13 protein-coding genes and 1 pseudogene are annotated in these 15,170 nt (G+C 71.2%); 8 read left to right on the forward strand and 6 right to left on the reverse strand.

Annotated elements, in window-relative coordinates; genetic code table 11:
• Positions 1-15: 15 nt before the first annotated feature.
• The 6 genes and pseudogenes from H4N58_RS18440 to H4N58_RS21015 form a co-directional block, all read right to left on the reverse strand.
• Positions 16-366, reverse strand: coding sequence for a cupin domain-containing protein (locus H4N58_RS18440; protein ID WP_243845137.1), 351 nt, complete (start codon positions 364-366; stop codon positions 16-18).
• Positions 363-1,778 (reverse strand): FAD-binding oxidoreductase, encoded by a 1,416-nt coding sequence (locus H4N58_RS18445; RefSeq protein ID WP_208322927.1) that lies wholly within the window; start codon positions 1,776-1,778, stop codon positions 363-365. Before H4N58_RS18445 ends, H4N58_RS18440 begins: the two co-directional genes overlap by 4 nt.
• A gap of 2 nt (positions 1,779-1,780) precedes the next feature.
• The gene (locus tag H4N58_RS18450; protein WP_167006619.1) at positions 1,781-3,106 is read right to left on the reverse strand and encodes an aspartate aminotransferase family protein; all 1,326 of its coding nucleotides are present in this window, start codon (positions 3,104-3,106) and stop codon (positions 1,781-1,783) included.
• 55 nt (positions 3,107-3,161) lie between these two features.
• The gene (locus H4N58_RS18455) at positions 3,162-4,682 is read right to left on the reverse strand and encodes a CoA-acylating methylmalonate-semialdehyde dehydrogenase (RefSeq protein WP_167251310.1); all 1,521 of its coding nucleotides are present in this window, start codon (positions 4,680-4,682) and stop codon (positions 3,162-3,164) included.
• Positions 4,683-4,772: 90 nt separating this feature from the next.
• Positions 4,773-5,585, reverse strand: a complete 813-nt coding sequence (locus H4N58_RS18460; RefSeq protein ID WP_243845136.1) for an STAS-like domain-containing protein — start codon at positions 5,583-5,585, stop codon at positions 4,773-4,775.
• Between the two features lie 81 nt (positions 5,586-5,666).
• Positions 5,667-5,783: pseudogene (locus H4N58_RS21015) on the reverse strand (hypothetical protein); the annotation flags it as partial.
• Between the two features lie 136 nt (positions 5,784-5,919).
• Here H4N58_RS21015 and H4N58_RS18465 point away from each other — a divergent pair.
• From H4N58_RS18465 to H4N58_RS18500, 8 genes are all read left to right on the forward strand, one after another.
• Entirely contained in the window at positions 5,920-7,539 is a 1,620-nt protein-coding gene (locus tag H4N58_RS18465; RefSeq protein ID WP_167006628.1) for a PucR family transcriptional regulator ligand-binding domain-containing protein, read from the forward strand.
• Positions 7,540-7,712: 173 nt separating this feature from the next.
• On the forward strand, positions 7,713-9,218 hold the full coding sequence (locus H4N58_RS18470) for a gamma-aminobutyraldehyde dehydrogenase (RefSeq protein WP_167251306.1): 1,506 nt from the start codon (positions 7,713-7,715) through the stop codon (positions 9,216-9,218).
• Between the two features lie 81 nt (positions 9,219-9,299).
• Positions 9,300-9,800, forward strand: coding sequence for a MarR family winged helix-turn-helix transcriptional regulator (locus tag H4N58_RS18475; protein ID WP_243843080.1), 501 nt, complete (start codon positions 9,300-9,302; stop codon positions 9,798-9,800).
• Between the two features lie 39 nt (positions 9,801-9,839).
• Positions 9,840-11,102: an NAD(P)/FAD-dependent oxidoreductase gene (locus H4N58_RS18480; RefSeq protein WP_167251304.1), complete on the forward strand. Its 1,263-nt coding sequence runs from the start codon at positions 9,840-9,842 to the stop codon at positions 11,100-11,102.
• Positions 11,099-11,791: a DUF1365 domain-containing protein gene (locus H4N58_RS18485; RefSeq protein ID WP_208322926.1), complete on the forward strand. Its 693-nt coding sequence runs from the start codon at positions 11,099-11,101 to the stop codon at positions 11,789-11,791. Before H4N58_RS18480 ends, H4N58_RS18485 begins: the two co-directional genes overlap by 4 nt.
• Positions 11,788-13,116 (forward strand): cyclopropane-fatty-acyl-phospholipid synthase family protein, encoded by a 1,329-nt coding sequence (locus H4N58_RS18490; RefSeq protein WP_167251300.1) that lies wholly within the window; start codon positions 11,788-11,790, stop codon positions 13,114-13,116. Before H4N58_RS18485 ends, H4N58_RS18490 begins: the two co-directional genes overlap by 4 nt.
• Positions 13,113-14,381, forward strand: a complete 1,269-nt coding sequence (locus H4N58_RS18495) for a cyclopropane-fatty-acyl-phospholipid synthase family protein (RefSeq protein WP_167251298.1) — start codon at positions 13,113-13,115, stop codon at positions 14,379-14,381. Before H4N58_RS18490 ends, H4N58_RS18495 begins: the two co-directional genes overlap by 4 nt.
• Positions 14,378-15,169, forward strand: coding sequence for a DUF1295 domain-containing protein (locus H4N58_RS18500; protein ID WP_167251296.1), 792 nt, complete (start codon positions 14,378-14,380; stop codon positions 15,167-15,169). The genes H4N58_RS18495 and H4N58_RS18500 overlap by 4 nt, the downstream gene beginning before the upstream one ends.
• Position 15,170: the final 1 nt, after the last annotated feature.

A 15,170-nucleotide genomic window follows, 5' to 3' on the forward strand; every position in this document is an offset into this window, starting at 1 on the left:
CCAGAACCGCGACGGTCAGGCCACGTAGACCTTGCGCAGCGTCTCGCGGACCTCCCACACCGTACGGTCGCCGGCGTACAGACGTGCGGTGACGCCGGGACGCAGCTCGAGAGCGCTGCCGTCCTCAAAGCGCACGGTTGCGTCTCCGGACAGCACGACGAACACCTCGTCGATCTCGGTGTCGCGCACGGCGCCCGCGGTGATCTCCCAGAGGCCGACCGAGAGGTCACCGAACGTCGCGAGTGCCGTCGACGCGACGGCCGGGGTCCCGTGCACGACGTCGGCCGGGTCGAGGGCGCCGGGCTGCAGGGGGTGCGCCTCGACGTCCCCAGACAGAAGCCGCGCGGCCGCCCATTCGCCCGTCACGAGTCGAACCCCAGGCCGACGGCGTCCATCGCCCGCAGCCACGCGTTGCGTACGCCCTCGTGGTGGTCGGCGCGATCGAGCGACCACCGCGTCAGGTTGATGCCGACCGCGGCGGCAGGCTCCGGCGGGAACGGCAGAGGCTTCTTGCGGACCATCTCGACCTCGGTCCGCGGCGTCCGCTCGCCGGCCAGCCGGTCGAGCATCACGTCGGCCGCGAAGTGGGTCGCGGCGACACCGAGTCCGGTGAAGCCGGCCGCGTACGCGACCCGCCCCTGCTTCGCGAGTCCGAAGAACGCGCAGAACCGCGTCGACGTGTCGATGGCGCCTGCCCACCGGTGGGTGAAGCCGATGCCCTCGAGCTGCGGGAACGTCGTGAGGAAGTGCGACGCGAGCGTCCGATAGGTCTCAGGCCGGTGCTCGTACGCCGATCGGACCTTGCCGCCGTAGTGATAGACCGCGTCGTAGCCGCCGAACAGGATCCGGCCGTCCGCAGACTGCCGGTAGTAGTGGAACTGGTTCGCCATGTCGCTGACGCCCTGCCGGTTGTCCCAGCCGATCGCGTCGCGCTGGGCGGCGGTCAGCGGCTCGGTCATCAGCGCGTAGTCGTAGACCGGCACGGTGAACAGGTCGTACCGCGGGAGCAACGACGGGAACACGTTCGTCGCGAGCGCCACCCGGTCCGCCCGCACCGAACCGCGCGGCGTCCGTACGAGCACCGGCCCGCGGCGCCCGGACGTCTCCAGCGACTCGGCAGCGCTGTACTCGAAGATCTCGACGCCGAGACCCGCCGCGACGCGAGCGAGCTCCTTGGCGAGCTTCGCCGGGTGCAGCATCGCCGTCGAGTCGCGGTGCCAGACGCCGGCGAGGTACGTCGGGCTGTCGACCTGCGCCCGTACGGCGTCGGTGTCCAGGAATTCGCCGGACCCCTCCTCGAGCCACGCCACCTGGTGCGGTTCCACGGCGACGTCGAGCGACCCCGTGCGCTCCAGGTCGCAGTCGATGCCGAGCGCGTCGACCGCCTTGCACAGCGACTCGAGGTTGTCCTGCCCCAGCCGCTCGAGCGTGTCGTACTCGTCGGGCCAGCGTGACCGGCCGTTCTCCTCGCCGTGCGTGAGGCTCGCGTCGCAGAAGCCGCCGTTGCGCCCGGACGCGGCCCAGCCGACCGTCTGCGCCTCCAGGACGGCGACGCGCGTGCCAGGGTTGCGCAGCTTGGCCTTCACCGCCGTCCACAGGCCCGTGTAGCCGCCCCCGACGACGAGCAGGTCGGTCGTGTGCGCACCGGCCAGCGGCGGGTACGCGACGGTGTCACCGACGTCGTCGAGCCAGAAGCAGCCGTCGCGCGTCGCCTCGAGCGACGCGTCGACGATTGCTGCGGGCGGTGCGAGTCGCTCGAAGACGGTCGACCGCACCATGGCTAACGCGCCACGTGGGCGTCGCCGACGGACAGGGCCTCGTCGAGGATCCGCAGGCCGTCGCGCGCGTCGTCGTGGCCGATGTTGAGCGCGGGGACCACGTGGATGCGGTTGTAGTTGACGAACGGGAGCAGCCCGTTCTTCTTGCACGCGGCCACGATCTCGTTCATCGCCGGGCTCGAGCCGCCGTACGGAGCCAGCGGCTCGCGCGTCTGCGGGTCGGCGACCAGCTCCAGCGCCCAGAAGGCCCCGATGCCGCGGACCTCGCCGACACACGCGTGCTTCGCGGCGATCTCGGCGAGACCGGGTCCGAGGACGTCGGTCCCGAGCGTCGCCGCCGCCTCGACGATGCGCTCGTCCTTCATCGTCTCGAGCGTCGCGACGGCGGCCGCGCACGCGAGCGGGTGGCCCGAGTACGTCAGGCCGCCGGGGTAGACGCGCTCGGCGAACGTGTCGTAGATCGGCTCGGAGATGATGACGCCACCGAGCGGGACATAACCCGAGGTGATGCCCTTGGCGAAGGTGATCAGGTCGGGCTTCGCGTCGTACAGGTCGAGCGCGAACCACGTGCCCGTACGCCCGAAGCCGGCCATGACCTCGTCGGCGATCCAGACGATCCCATAGCGGTCGCAGATCTCGCGCACACCCTCGAGGTAGCCCGGCGGCGGCGGCATGATGCCGGCGGTCCCGGGGATGGTCTCGAGGATGATCGCGGCGATCGTGGCCGGACCCTCCATCTGGATCGTGTGCTCGAGGTGGGCGAGGGCGCGCTCGCACTCCAGGGCCTCAGTCGTCGCGTGGAACTCCGAGCGGTAGAGGAACGGCCCGAAGAAGTGGACCACTCCGTCGGCGGCGTAGTCGTTCGGCCAGCGCCGCGGGTCACCGGTGAGGTTGACCGCCGTCTGTGTCCCGCCGTGGTACGACCGGTAGCGGCTCAGCACCTTGCGGCGGCCGGTGTGCAGCCGCGCCATGCGGACCGCGTGCTCGACGGCGTCGGCGCCGCCGTTGGTGAAGAAGACGCGGTCCATCCCCTCGGGAGCGAGCTCGGCGATGAGGTGCGCGGCCTGCGAGCGGGCCGCGTTGGCGTGCTGCGGCGCGATCGTGCACAGCGTCGCCGCCTGGTCCTGGATCGCCTTCACGACGCGCGGGTGCTGGTGGCCGATGTTGGTGTAGACCAGCTGCGACGAGAAGTCGAGGTAGCGCTGGCCCTGGTCGTCGACGAGGTAGCTCCCCTCGGCGCTCTCGACAACCATCGGCGTCAGCGCCGCCTGCGCCGACCACGAGTGGAAGACGTGCGCGCGGTCGAGCTCGTACGTGCGGTTGCTCATCGAGATCCTTTCGCTGGTTGAGCTCTGTCGCTGGTTGAGCTCTGTCGAAACCCGCTCAGCTGTTCTTCGGGAAGGCGAGCTCGAGGCCGCCGACGGGCTTGACCGCGGGGTCGCCCCAACGGGAGGTGACCACCTTGCCACGGGTGAAGAAGTGCACGCCTTCGGTGCCGTGGGCGTGGCTGTCGCCGAACAGCGAGCTCTTCCAGCCGCCGAAGGAGTAGTACGCCATCGGGACCGGGATCGGGACGTTGATGCCGATCATGCCGACCTCGACGTCGTACTCGAACTTGCGTGCCGCACCGCCGTTGCTCGTGAACAGCGCGACGCCGTTGCCGTACTGGTTCGCGTTGATGAGCGCGACAGCCTCGTCGTACGTGTCGACCCGGACGACCGAGAGCACCGGACCGAAGATCTCGTCGGTGTAGACGCTCATGTCGGTGGTGACGTTGTCGAGCAGCGTCGGGCCGAGCCAGAAGCCGTCGGCGCCACCGTCGGCGACGACGTCACGACCGTCCACGACGAGCTTGGCGCCCGCCTCCTCACCGGCGTCGACGTACGAGGCGACCTTGTCGCGGTGCACCTGCGTGACAAGCGGGCCCATGTCGGCGCCCTCGGTCCCGTCGCCCGTACGCAGCGTGCGGGTGCGGTCAGCGATCTTCGCGACGAGCTCGTCGCCGACGCCACCGACGGCGACGACGACCGAGATGGCCATGCAGCGCTCGCCGGCCGAGCCATACCCGGCGCTGACGGCCTGGTCCGCGGCGAGTTCGAGATCGGCGTCGGGCAGGACGACCATGTGGTTCTTGGCCCCGCCGAGGGCCTGGACGCGCTTGCCGGACTGGCTGGCGCGCTCGTAGACGTAGCGGGCGATCGGGGTCGAGCCGACGAAGCTGATGGCCTTGACGTCGGGGCTGTCGAGCAACGCGTCGACGGCCACCTTGTCGCCCTGGAGGACGTTGAAGACACCGTCGGGAAGTCCCGCGTCCTTCCAGCGCTCGGCGATCCAGAGCGCGGCGGACGGGTCCTTCTCACTCGGCTTCAGCACGACGGTGTTGCCCGCGGCGATCGCGATCGGGAAGAACCACATCGGCACCATGGCCGGGAAGTTGAAGGGGCTGATGATGCCGACCACGCCGAGCGGCTGGCGCTTGGAGTGGACGTCGACGCCCGTGGAGACGCCCTCGGAGTAGCCGCCCTTGAGCAGGTGCGGGATGCCGCACGCGAACTCGACGACCTCGATACCCCGGGTCACCTCGCCGAGCGCGTCGTCGAGCACCTTGCCGTGCTCGGCGGTGATCAGGGCGGCAAGTTCCTCCTTGCGCGCATTGAGGATCTCGCGGAACGCGAAGACGATCTGGGTCCGCTTGGTGATCGAGGTTTCGCCCCACGCACGGGCGGCTGCTGCGGCGGCGCCGATGACGCGCTCGGCGTCGGCCTCGTCGGCGAAGGCGACCTGTGCGGTCACGGCGCCGGTGGCGGGGTTCGTGACGTCACCGGTACGGGCGGACGCCGTCTCGGCGCTGCCGAGGTACGGGGCGCCGTCGAGCCAGTGCGGGATCAGGGTCGAAGTGCTCATGGGTACGAGCGTGAGCCCGCAGGCCCCCGTACGGCAACTGACGATGTGTCACCGACAACCTCCCGCAGGAGACGGACTGTCCGGCGCAGCTCACCGGCGCGGGAGGCCACGCTCCACCATGAAAGCGACGGCAGGATTCATCCGTACAGGAATGAGCTCGGTCGAGGGATGTTCGTTCGCCCACACACGGAAGAGCTCATCGACAAACCCCTGACCGACCATGTCCACACGGTCGAAGTCCAGCTCCACCTGATCGAACTCCTCCAGTCCGACCGCAAGCCGCTTCGCTTCGCTCCGACTCACGAACTCCGAGCCGATCTCGAACAGCTCGATCACGGGCCTCGATCGGGCGAACTCATGATTCGTCGTGAACTCGGCGAAGACCTCAGCGAGATGACGCTCGGTCGCGAGCGCGATCGCGAGCCTGACGGTCGTCCCTGTCACCACCTCGGAGATCCCGACCCTGATGTCGTCGCGCAGGTTGTCGACGAACCAGCGCAGACCGTTGCTCGCCAGTTCGAACGTGTCGACCGCCTTGGAGGTGAAGAAGATGCCCTCCCCCGTGTGCGCCTCGCTCATCGTCGTCCGCTTCCCCTTGGTCAGCTCGGCGATCGAAGCGAAGAGGTCAGGGAGCTCGAACGAGTCCCGGAGATGCGCCAGCGTGCCGACCCCGTCATCGGCAATCTCGATCCACAGGACACCGCCGTCGATCCCCACCTGCACGTCGACGTGACACCCGCTCGAGTGATCGATGGCATTGTTGAGGATCTCGGTGAAGGCATAGCCAGCGATCACACGGGCACGCGGCAGCGACTCGAGCTCGCCGAGCGTGAGGCGGACATCGCGCCAGACGAGATCCTCGGCCAGGTCGGCCAGGTCGAGCCTCTGGCGTGACCGAGGCACTCTCGCACGGTCAGGGACCACTTCTGCCAGGCGATGAGCGCGGTACGACGCGACTGCGAGGGCCCGATCGAACCGTCGATGCCCGCCGGCTGTCCGCACCGAGGGGATCACTTCTGCGTCAGCCAACTGCCGCACGCGGCTCACCGACAGCCCGAGAAGCCGCGAAAGCGCACCGATGCCGAGGACCTCTCGATCCACTGCCTACCTCCCTGCGGAATCTACATCTGGGGACTTTTCCTCGGCCAAACCTCCACATACGCGCGCGACCAGCGCTGACCACCGACGATCCGTCGCCCCTCTCACGCGCGGCGGCGACGAACCGTACGCTGATCCCGTGCCTCTCCCGACCTTGCGCGCCGTCCTCGCCTCGGACGCCGTCCGCGCCGCCAAGCCCGAGGTCCTGTCCGGTGCGGACCGGCTCGACCGCCCTGTGCGCTGGGTCCACGTGAGCGAGGTGCGCGAGGTGACCGGGCTGCTCACCGGCGGCGAGCTGCTGCTCTCGACCGGGCTGGCGATGCGCGGCGGCGGCAAGGACGCCGCGGCGTACGTGGCCGATCTCGTCGAGGCCGGTGCAACCGGTCTGATCGTCGAGGTCGGCGACTCGTTCCCGGAGGTCCCCCTCGCCGCGCTTCGCGTGGCTCGCGAGCGCCGCTTCCCCGTGATCGCCCTGCGGCGCAAGACCCGCTTCGTCGAGATCACCGAGCAGGTGCACCGCGCGATCGTCGCCGAGCAGTACGAGCGGGTCGACTTCGCGCGACGGGTGCACGAGCGGTTCACCGCACTCAGCCTCGAAGGCGCCGGCGCGCAGGCGATCGTCGAGGCGACCGCCGAGCTCGCCGGATCCTCCGTCGTCCTGGAGGACCTCTCCCGGCACGTCGTCGCGTACGCGGCCGTCGGCCGGCCAGCCAGCGGTCTGCTCAAGGACTGGGAGAAGCGCTCCCGCCTCGTTGCTCCCACCGGGACCGCGGGGCTGACCGGACCTGAGGGATGGATGGTGACGCCGGTCGGGCTCCAGCAGCGCTGGGGCAGGCTCGTCGTCGTCAACCCCGCGTCCGACCAGGCACGTCTGGCGATGGTCCTCGAACGCGCCGCGCAGGCGCTCGAGCTCGGCCGGATGGCGGAGAGCGACAGGTTCGGGATCGCCCACCAGGCGCAGGGCGGCTTCCTCTCCGAGCTGGCCGACGGTCGCATCCGCGACGACGCCGAAGCCGATGCCCGAGCGCGCTCACTCGGGCTGCCGCCCGCCGCCCCGTACGTCGCGCTCGTGGTGCGATCGGCGCCCCGCGGCACGAGCCCGACCGACCCCGTCGCCGTCCACCGCCGCGCCCGCGGACTCCTCGAGCGCGTCGCCCAGGCGGCACGCACCGTACGGGTCCCCGTCCTCCTCGGCTCGCTCGGCCCGGCCGAGGTCGCCGTCCTCCTCGCCGCCGGCGGCCGCCCCGAAGACACCGCGCTGGAGGCGTTCGCCGATGCGTTGCACGCGCAGGTCCTGCGCCAACCCGACCTCGACGCCGTCGCCGTAGGCGCAGGCGAGCCGGCCGCCACTCTCCTCACCGCCGGCGCGAGCCTGCGGCACGCCCGGCACGTCGCCGAGGTCGCGCACGCGCTCCCGCCCGGCCGTCGGCGCCCGTTCTTCCGCGCCCGTGACGTCCGCCTCCGGGGTCTCGTCGCCCTGCTGCACGACGACCCTCGGGTGCAGGCCTTCGCGGAGTCCGAGCTCGACCACCTGCTCGTCCACGAGGCCACGCACGACGACGGCATGCTCGCCCTGCTCCGCCAGTACCTCGCCGTCGGTGGCAACAAGACCGAGCTCGCCCGGGTCAGCCACCGCAGCCGCCCCGCGCTCTACAAGCGTCTCCACCGGCTCGAGCAGATCCTCGAGGTCGACCTCGACGACCCCGACTCCCGGCTGGCGCTCGGCGTCGCGCTGATGGTGCACGACCAGCGCCGCTGACTAAAGGACTGCGCATGGGCCGCAGCCTCCCGTAGCCGCTCCTGCTGGGGCTCGTCGCTCCGTTTCGATGAGAACGGCAGACGGTCCGACCGGCGACAGGACGTCACGGCGGACCTCGCCGCGGTGACACACCGGCTGTTGTCCGCGCCCGGATGTCGTGCTGGAATCGCCGCATGACCGCACCGCGCGCCTTCGATCCCCGCAGCATCCCCGCCGGCCAGTACGTCGCAGGGCGCTTCCTCGACGGCTCCGGACCCGAGGACGTCGTGGTCACGAACCCGGCGACCGGCGAGGTGGTCCGGAGCTTCGCGTCGGCGACGCAGTCCGACGTCGACGACGCCGTGTCGGCGGCCGAGCAGGCGTATCCCGAGTGGTCCGGCGCGACGCCGGGTGAGCGCAGCGCGGCGATGCACGCCCTGGCGGCCCGCCTGGAGGAGATCGCGAGCGAGCTCGCCGCCGCCGAGACCCTCCAGACCGGCAAGTCGATCCGGATGTCGACGGAGTTCGACGTGCCCGGGACCATCGACAACACCGCCTTCTTCGCCGGCGCAGCGCGCAACCTCGAAGGCAAGGCCACCGGTCGCTACTCCCCCGACCATGCGTCGTCGATCCGCCGTGAGTCGCTCGGCGTCGTCGGCTCGATCGCCCCTTGGAACTACCCGCTCCAGATGGCGGCCTGGAAAGTCCTCCCCGCCATCGCCGCGGGAAACACGATCGTGCTCAAGCCCGCCGAGATCACGCCGTTCACCTCCCTGATGTTCGCCCGCGCGGCAACCGAGGCAGGGATCCCGGACGGCGTCTTCAACGTGGTCAACGGTCCCGGCCGGTCGACGGGCACCGCACTCGTCGGCCACCCCGACGTCCGGATGGTCTCGTTCACCGGCTCCACCGCGGTCGGCAAGCAGATCGCGACGACCGCTGCGGCCTCGGTCAAGCGCGTCCACCTCGAGCTCGGCGGCAAGGCGCCGTTCGTGGTCTTCGACGACGCCGACCTCGAGGCCGCCGTCAGAGGCGCCGTCGCCGGCTCGCTCATCAACGGCGGTCAAGACTGCACGGCGGCTACCCGGGCGTACGTGCACGCGAGCCGCTTCGACGACTTCGTGAACGGGGTGGCGGAGCTGATGCGCAAGGTCGTGATCGGCGATCCGACCGATCCTGCGACCGACCTCGGGGCGCTCAGCTCGGCGGCGCACCGCGACAAGGTGGCCGCGATGGTCGAGCGCGCCCGCGCCGCCGGCGCCGACGTGGTGTGCGGCGGCAGCGCGCCCGACCGCCCGGGCTTCTACTACGAGCCGACGTTGCTGACCGGGCTCCCGCAGGACGCGGAGGCCGTCCAGAACGAGATCTTCGGCCCCGTCCTGGTCGCGCTCCCCTTCGACTCCGACGACGAGGCGATCCGACTGGCGAACGACACTCCGTACGGGCTCGCCGCGTCGGCGTGGACCCGCGACGTCTATCGCGCGCAGCGGGCGGCGGCCGAGATCCAGGCAGGCTGCGTGTGGATCAACGACCACATCTCGATCGTGTCCGAGATGCCGCACGGCGGCTATAAGCAGTCCGGCTACGGCAAGGACATGAGCACCTACTCGTTCGACGAGTACACCCAGGCCAAGCACGTGATGCAGGACCTCACCGGCGAGCCGCGCAAGGGGTGGCACAGCACGGTCCTCACCGCATGACCTCTGACAGGAAAGTCGGCCCTTCCATAGATAGATAGATAATCTACGGGTATCATCCCGTAGCATGAGCCCGTGGATCCCATGCCTCCCATCGACCGGAACGACGTCCGCTTCCAGGTCGGGATGCAGCTGCGCGAGCTGCTCCGCCTCGCCCCGTCGGTCCATGCACGCCTCGCCTCCGACATCGGCATCGGCATCACGGACGCCCAGGCGCTCGACCACGCAATGGCGGCACTCCCGGACCCGATGGGTGTCGGCGACCTCGCCCACAACCTCGGCATCCGCTCGGCCTCTGCGACGGTGGCCGTCGACCGCCTGGTCTCGTCGGGCCACATGGAGCGTGCCGCCCATCCGACGGACAAGCGCCGGACGAGCCTGGTCCCGACCGACTCGGCGTACACCGACGCCGCACGCGCGGCCGCTCCGCTCATCACGGCCATCCGTTCCCTCACCGGAGAGCTCGACGACGAGGTCGCGGACCAGATCCACGTCTTCCTCGCCGAGGCGATCGACCTGCTGCGCGGCTTCGCCGACCACGACGACACAGAAGAGTCGCTCGGGGACCCATCCTCGAGCGCCTGAGCGACGAACCACCTGCATGGGACGACGCAGGGGGGTCCGATGAGGCGCCGCGCGGCGGTGATCGGTGCGGGGGTGTCCGGCCTGACGGCCGCGTACCTGCTCCAACGTGCCTGCGACGTCACGGTGTACGAGGCCGACGACCGTCTGGGGGGCCACGCCCACACGCACGACCTGCTCGACGCGCACGGCCGTACGGTCGGCGTCGACAGCGGCTTCATCGTGCACAACGAGCAGACCTACCCGCACCTCGTCCGGCTCTTCCATGAGCTCGGCGTCGCGACCCAGGCCTCCGAGATGAGCATGTCCGTCCGCTGCGACGGCTGCGGTCTGGAGTACGCAGGGGCACGAGGCCTGCCGGGCCTGCTCCCGACAGCGGGGCACCTGGCCCGCGGCGCGTACCTGCGGATGCTTGCCGACATCCCACGCTTCCACCGTGCCGCGCGCGCCCACCTCGACGACGGCGCCGACACCGGGCTCACGCTCGGCGCCTTCCTCGACCGCCACCGCTTCAGCGCCTACGCCCGTCAGCACTTCGTGGTCCCGCTCGTCTCCGCGGTGTGGTCGTGCGACGCCGAGACCGCCGCCGCCTATCCCGCCCGCTACCTCTTCCAGTTCCTCGCCCACCACGGGATGCTCTCCGTCTCCGGCTCACCGCCGTGGCGGACGGTCGTCGGCGGGTCGGCGCGATACGTCGAGCGGCTCTCGAAGGGGCTGACCGCCACCCACACGTCCCTGCCCGTACGGGCGGTGGCGCGCGTGCACGACGGCGTCCTCGTCCACGACGCCGACGGCGACCACCGCCGTTTCGACGTCGCGGTCGTCGCGACGCACGCCGACGACGCGCTCCGCCTGCTCGCCGATCCGACGCCGGACCAGGTCGCCGCGCTCGGCCCGTGGCGCTACTCGCGCAACGCGACCGTGCTCCATACCGACACCCGGGTGATGCCGCGGCACCCGCGCGCCGCTGCGTCCTGGAACTACCGGATGCCTGCCTGCGACGCCCGGTCGTCGGCGGTCCGCGTCAGCTACGACATGAACCGCCTCCAGCGGCTCGATCCTGAGCCCCGATGGTTCGTCACGCTCAACGACGACGGCGGCGCGGTCGCAGAGGACCGCGTCCTCGCTCGGATGGACTACGCACACCCGGTCTTCACCCCGGAGTCCGTCGGGACTCAGCCGATGCTGCCCACGCTGAACGACGGCGTGCTCGCCTTCGCCGGCGCCTACCACGGCTGGGGCTTCCACGAGGACGGCTGCCGCTCGGGAGTGCAGGCCGCCGAGAGCCTGGGGGTGCGGTGGTGACGGCGCGCTACGACGTCGTGGTCCGACACCAGCGGCACGGGCCCGTCCGGTACGCGCTCCGCTCGCGGCAGGCGTACTGGCTCGTCGACCTCGACGAGGTGCCACGGCTGCCACGTGGGCTGCGCTGGCTGACCGGCTTCCACAGCGCCGACCACCTCGGCGACTCCGCGCGCACGATCCGCGAGAACCTCGACTCCTGGCTCGCAGAGTCCGGTGTTCCTCGGCCCGCTCGGGTGAGGATGCTGGCGCAGCCGCGCATGCTCGGCCACGCGTTCGACCCGCTGACGGTGTTCTGGTGCCACGGGGCCGACGACGCGGTCAGCCACGTCGTCGCCGAGGTGCGCAACACCTACGGCGGTCGCCACTGCTATCTGCTCCAGCCCGACGCCGACGGCCGCGCCGAGACCGACAAGGCGTTCTACGTCTCCCCGTTCAACCCGGTCGAAGGCCGGTATGCGCTGCGCGTCCCCGAGCCCGACGACGCACTGATCGTCGTCATCACGCTCGACCGGCCGGGCCACCCGCCGTTCACCGCGACCATGACAGGCACTCGCAGCGCTAACGCGTCGCTCTGGCGTGCTCCGCTGCGACCGTGGCGCACCCGCGGCGTGAGCGCCGCGATCCGGTGGCACGGCATCCGCCTCTATCTCAAGGGCCTGCGCCCGTTCCCTCGAGGAGGACACGCATGACCACACTGCGACTCGCCCCGACCCACCACCTCGGCGGCGCCGACGTCGACATCGATCCCGCGCGATGGCCGTACGTCGCCGAGGTCCCGCGGAGCCGCCTGCGCGCCGTTGCGGCCCGCGTGGTCGTCGCGGGTGCCGCGCGACGGCTCCCGCTTCGGCTGCGCTGGCCCGACGGGACGGTACGAGGCGCAGGCGGGCCGGACGATCCTGAGCTCCGGCTCGTCCGGCCTGACGCCTTCCACGAGCGGCTCGGCTCCCGCGGGCTGATCGGGTTCGGGGAGTCGTACATGGCGGGCGACTGGGAGGCCGACGACCTCGCCGGAGTCCTCACGGTGCTCGCGGAGCATGCGGCGACGCTCGTCCCGCGTCCGCTCCAACGCCTGCGACGGTTCGCGGTGCCTCGCCGGCCCCGCGGCGACGCCAACACGCGTGACGGGTCGCGCGCGAACATCGCGCACCACTACGACCTGTCGAACGACCTCTTCCGCACCTTCCTCGACCCGACCCTCAGCTACTCCGCGGCCCTCTTCCCGGAGGAGCCCGCGCTCCACGCGCTCGGCGAGCCTGTCGATCTCGGCTCCGAGACGCTCGCCGACGCGCAGCGCCACAAGGTCGGCCGGGCGCTCGACCTCGCCGGAGCCGGACCGGGCACGCGGCTCCTCGAGATCGGCACCGGGTGGGGCGAGCTCGCGCTCGAGGCGGCCGACCGCGGCGCCGAGGTCACGACGATCACGCTGTCGCAGGAGCAGGCGACGCTCGCGCGCAGGCGCCTCCTGGACGCCGGGCTCGGCGACCGCGTGCGGGTGCTGCTGCAGGACTACCGCGACACCCAGGGCAGCTACGACGCGATCGCCAGCGTCGAGATGATCGAGGCCGTCGGCGCGGAGCACTGGGACGAGTACTTCGCGACCCTCTCGCGCCTGCTCGCGCCCGGCGGGCGGGTCGGGCTCCAGGCGATCACGATGCCGCACGACCGAATGCTCGCCAGCCGTGACACCGGCACGTGGGTGCTCACCTACATCTTCCCGGGCGGCGCCCTCCCGTCGAAAGAGGTCGTCGCGGAGTGCACCGAGGCGGCGGGGCTGCGCATCGACTCGGCGTTCTCGATGGGCTTGCACTACGCCGAGACGCTGCGCCGCTGGCGTGCCCGCTTCGAGGCACGCGCCGACGACGTGGCGGCGCTCGGGTTCGATGCGGTGTTCCGGCGGATGTGGTCGTTCTACCTCGCCTACTCCGAGGCCGGCTTCCGCTCCGGCTATCTCGACGTCGTCCAGTACGGCCTGGTGAAGCCGGCCGACGATCCCCAGGAAGGTCCGACCGCATGAGCGAGACCACCCCGTACGGGGCCGCGCACCGGCTCCTCGACCTCGTCACCCCCTTTCTCGGCGCCTCACCGCCCGTCCGGGTCCGGGCGTGGGACGGGAGCACGGCGGGGCCGTCCGACGCGCCGCTGCTGGACGTCCGTTCGCGCCGTGCCTTGCGGCATCTCCTCTGGTCTCCGGGCGAGCTCGGGCTCGCGCGGGCTTACATCGCGGGCGACCTCGACGTCCCGGGCGGGGCCGACGCGCTCGCCGACGGCCTGCGGACAGTGTGGGACGGCGTCGCCGACCGTCCCGCGCCCACGCGGCCGGGCTGGCGCACGTGGGTGGGCGCCTTCCCGGCCGCGCTGCGCCTGGGCGCCTTCGGCCCCAGACCACGTCCACCAGCCGGCGAGATCCGGCTGGACGGCGAACGCCACACCCGCCGCCGCGACGCCGACGTGATCGCCGCCCACTACGACCTGTCGAACGCGTTCTACGCGTTGTTCCTCGACCCGACGATGGCGTACTCGAGCGCCTCCTACCGCGCCGACGACGTCACCCTGGAGCAGGCGCAGACCGCCAAGCTCGATCTGATCTGCGACAAGCTCGGGCTCACTGAGGGACAGACGTTGCTCGACGTCGGGTGCGGCTGGGGCTCGCTGGCGCTGCACGCGGCCGAGCACCGCGGTGCCCGGGGCGTCGGCATCACGCTGTCCGCGCAGCAGCACGCGTACGTCACGGAGCAGGCACAGCGGCGCGGCCTCGCCGACCTCGTCGAGGTTCGGCGCCAGGACTACCGGGCGCTCGACGCCCTCGACCGTACGGCGGACGGGCGCGGCTTCGACGCCGTGGCCTCGATCGAGATGGGCGAGCACGTCGGCGAGGAGAACTATGCGACGTACCTCTCCGTCCTGCGCCACCACGTCCGGCCGGGCGGCCGGGTGCTCGTCCAGCAGATGTCGCGCCGCGCCGGCTCAGCACCGGGTGGAGGGCCCTTCATCGAGACCTACATCGCGCCCGACATGCACATGCGACCGCTGCCGGAGACACTCGCGTACGTCGAGCGGGCAGGATTCGAGATCCTCGACGTCGAGGCGATGCGTGAGGACTACGTCCGTACGGTCGCCGACTGGCAGGCGGCGTACGAGAAGCGCTTCGACGAGGCGGTCGCGCTCGTCGGCGAGGAGCAGGCCCGGATGTGGCGGCTCTATCTCGTCGGCGGCGGACTCGCCTTCGCGCAGGGCCGGATGGGGGTCGACCAGGTGCTCGTCACGAGGTCCGCCGCATGACGTCCCACCTCGACAGCGCCTTCTGGGGCGCGCTGCCGTGGACCGCGCTCGGCGTCGTCGCAGTCCTCGCCGTCACGTACCTCGCGTCGAAGGTCGCCGGCAAGCACGCCGTCATCGACGTGGCGTGGGGGCTGCTGTTCTGCGCGGTCGCGGTGGTCGCGTTCGTCGCCTCGGCGGGGCACGGCGACGATGCGCGCCGCTGGCTCCTCCTCGTGCTGGTGCTTGTGTGGGGTCTGCGGCTCGCGGTCCACATCGGCCGGCGCAGCCGCGGGGCCGGTGAGGATCCGCGCTACGAGGAGTTCCTGCGCGACCGAGGCGAGCTCGGCATCGTCGCCGTCGTGTACGGCTTGCAGGGTGTGCTCGCGTGGGTGATCTCGGCGCCCGTCCAGGTCGGGATGTTCCTCGACGCCCCGCTCGGCGCACTGGCGTACGCGGGTGTCGCGGTCTGGGGCATCGGGATGGTCTTCGAGGCGGTCGGCGACTGGCAGCTCGACCGCTACAAGGCCCAGCCGAAGGATGCGCGCCCGCCGGTGATGGACCGCGGCCTGTGGGCCTGGACGCGGCACCCGAACTACTTCGGCGACGCCTGCGTGTGGGTCGGGCTGTTCCTCGTGACGGCCGACCGCTGGCCGGGCGCGCTGACCGTCTTCGCGCCGGCGCTCATGGTCTACCTGCTGGCGTTCGGGTCCGGCAAGAGGGTGCTCGAGCGCCGGATGTCGCAGCGCCCCGCCTACCGCGACTACATGCGCCGCACTTCCGGCTTCCTCCCTCTCCCGCCGAAGCGCTGAC

Source organism: Mumia sp. ZJ1417, from assembly GCF_014127285.1.
In the GTDB taxonomy this organism is placed as follows: domain Bacteria; phylum Actinomycetota; class Actinomycetes; order Propionibacteriales; family Nocardioidaceae; genus Mumia.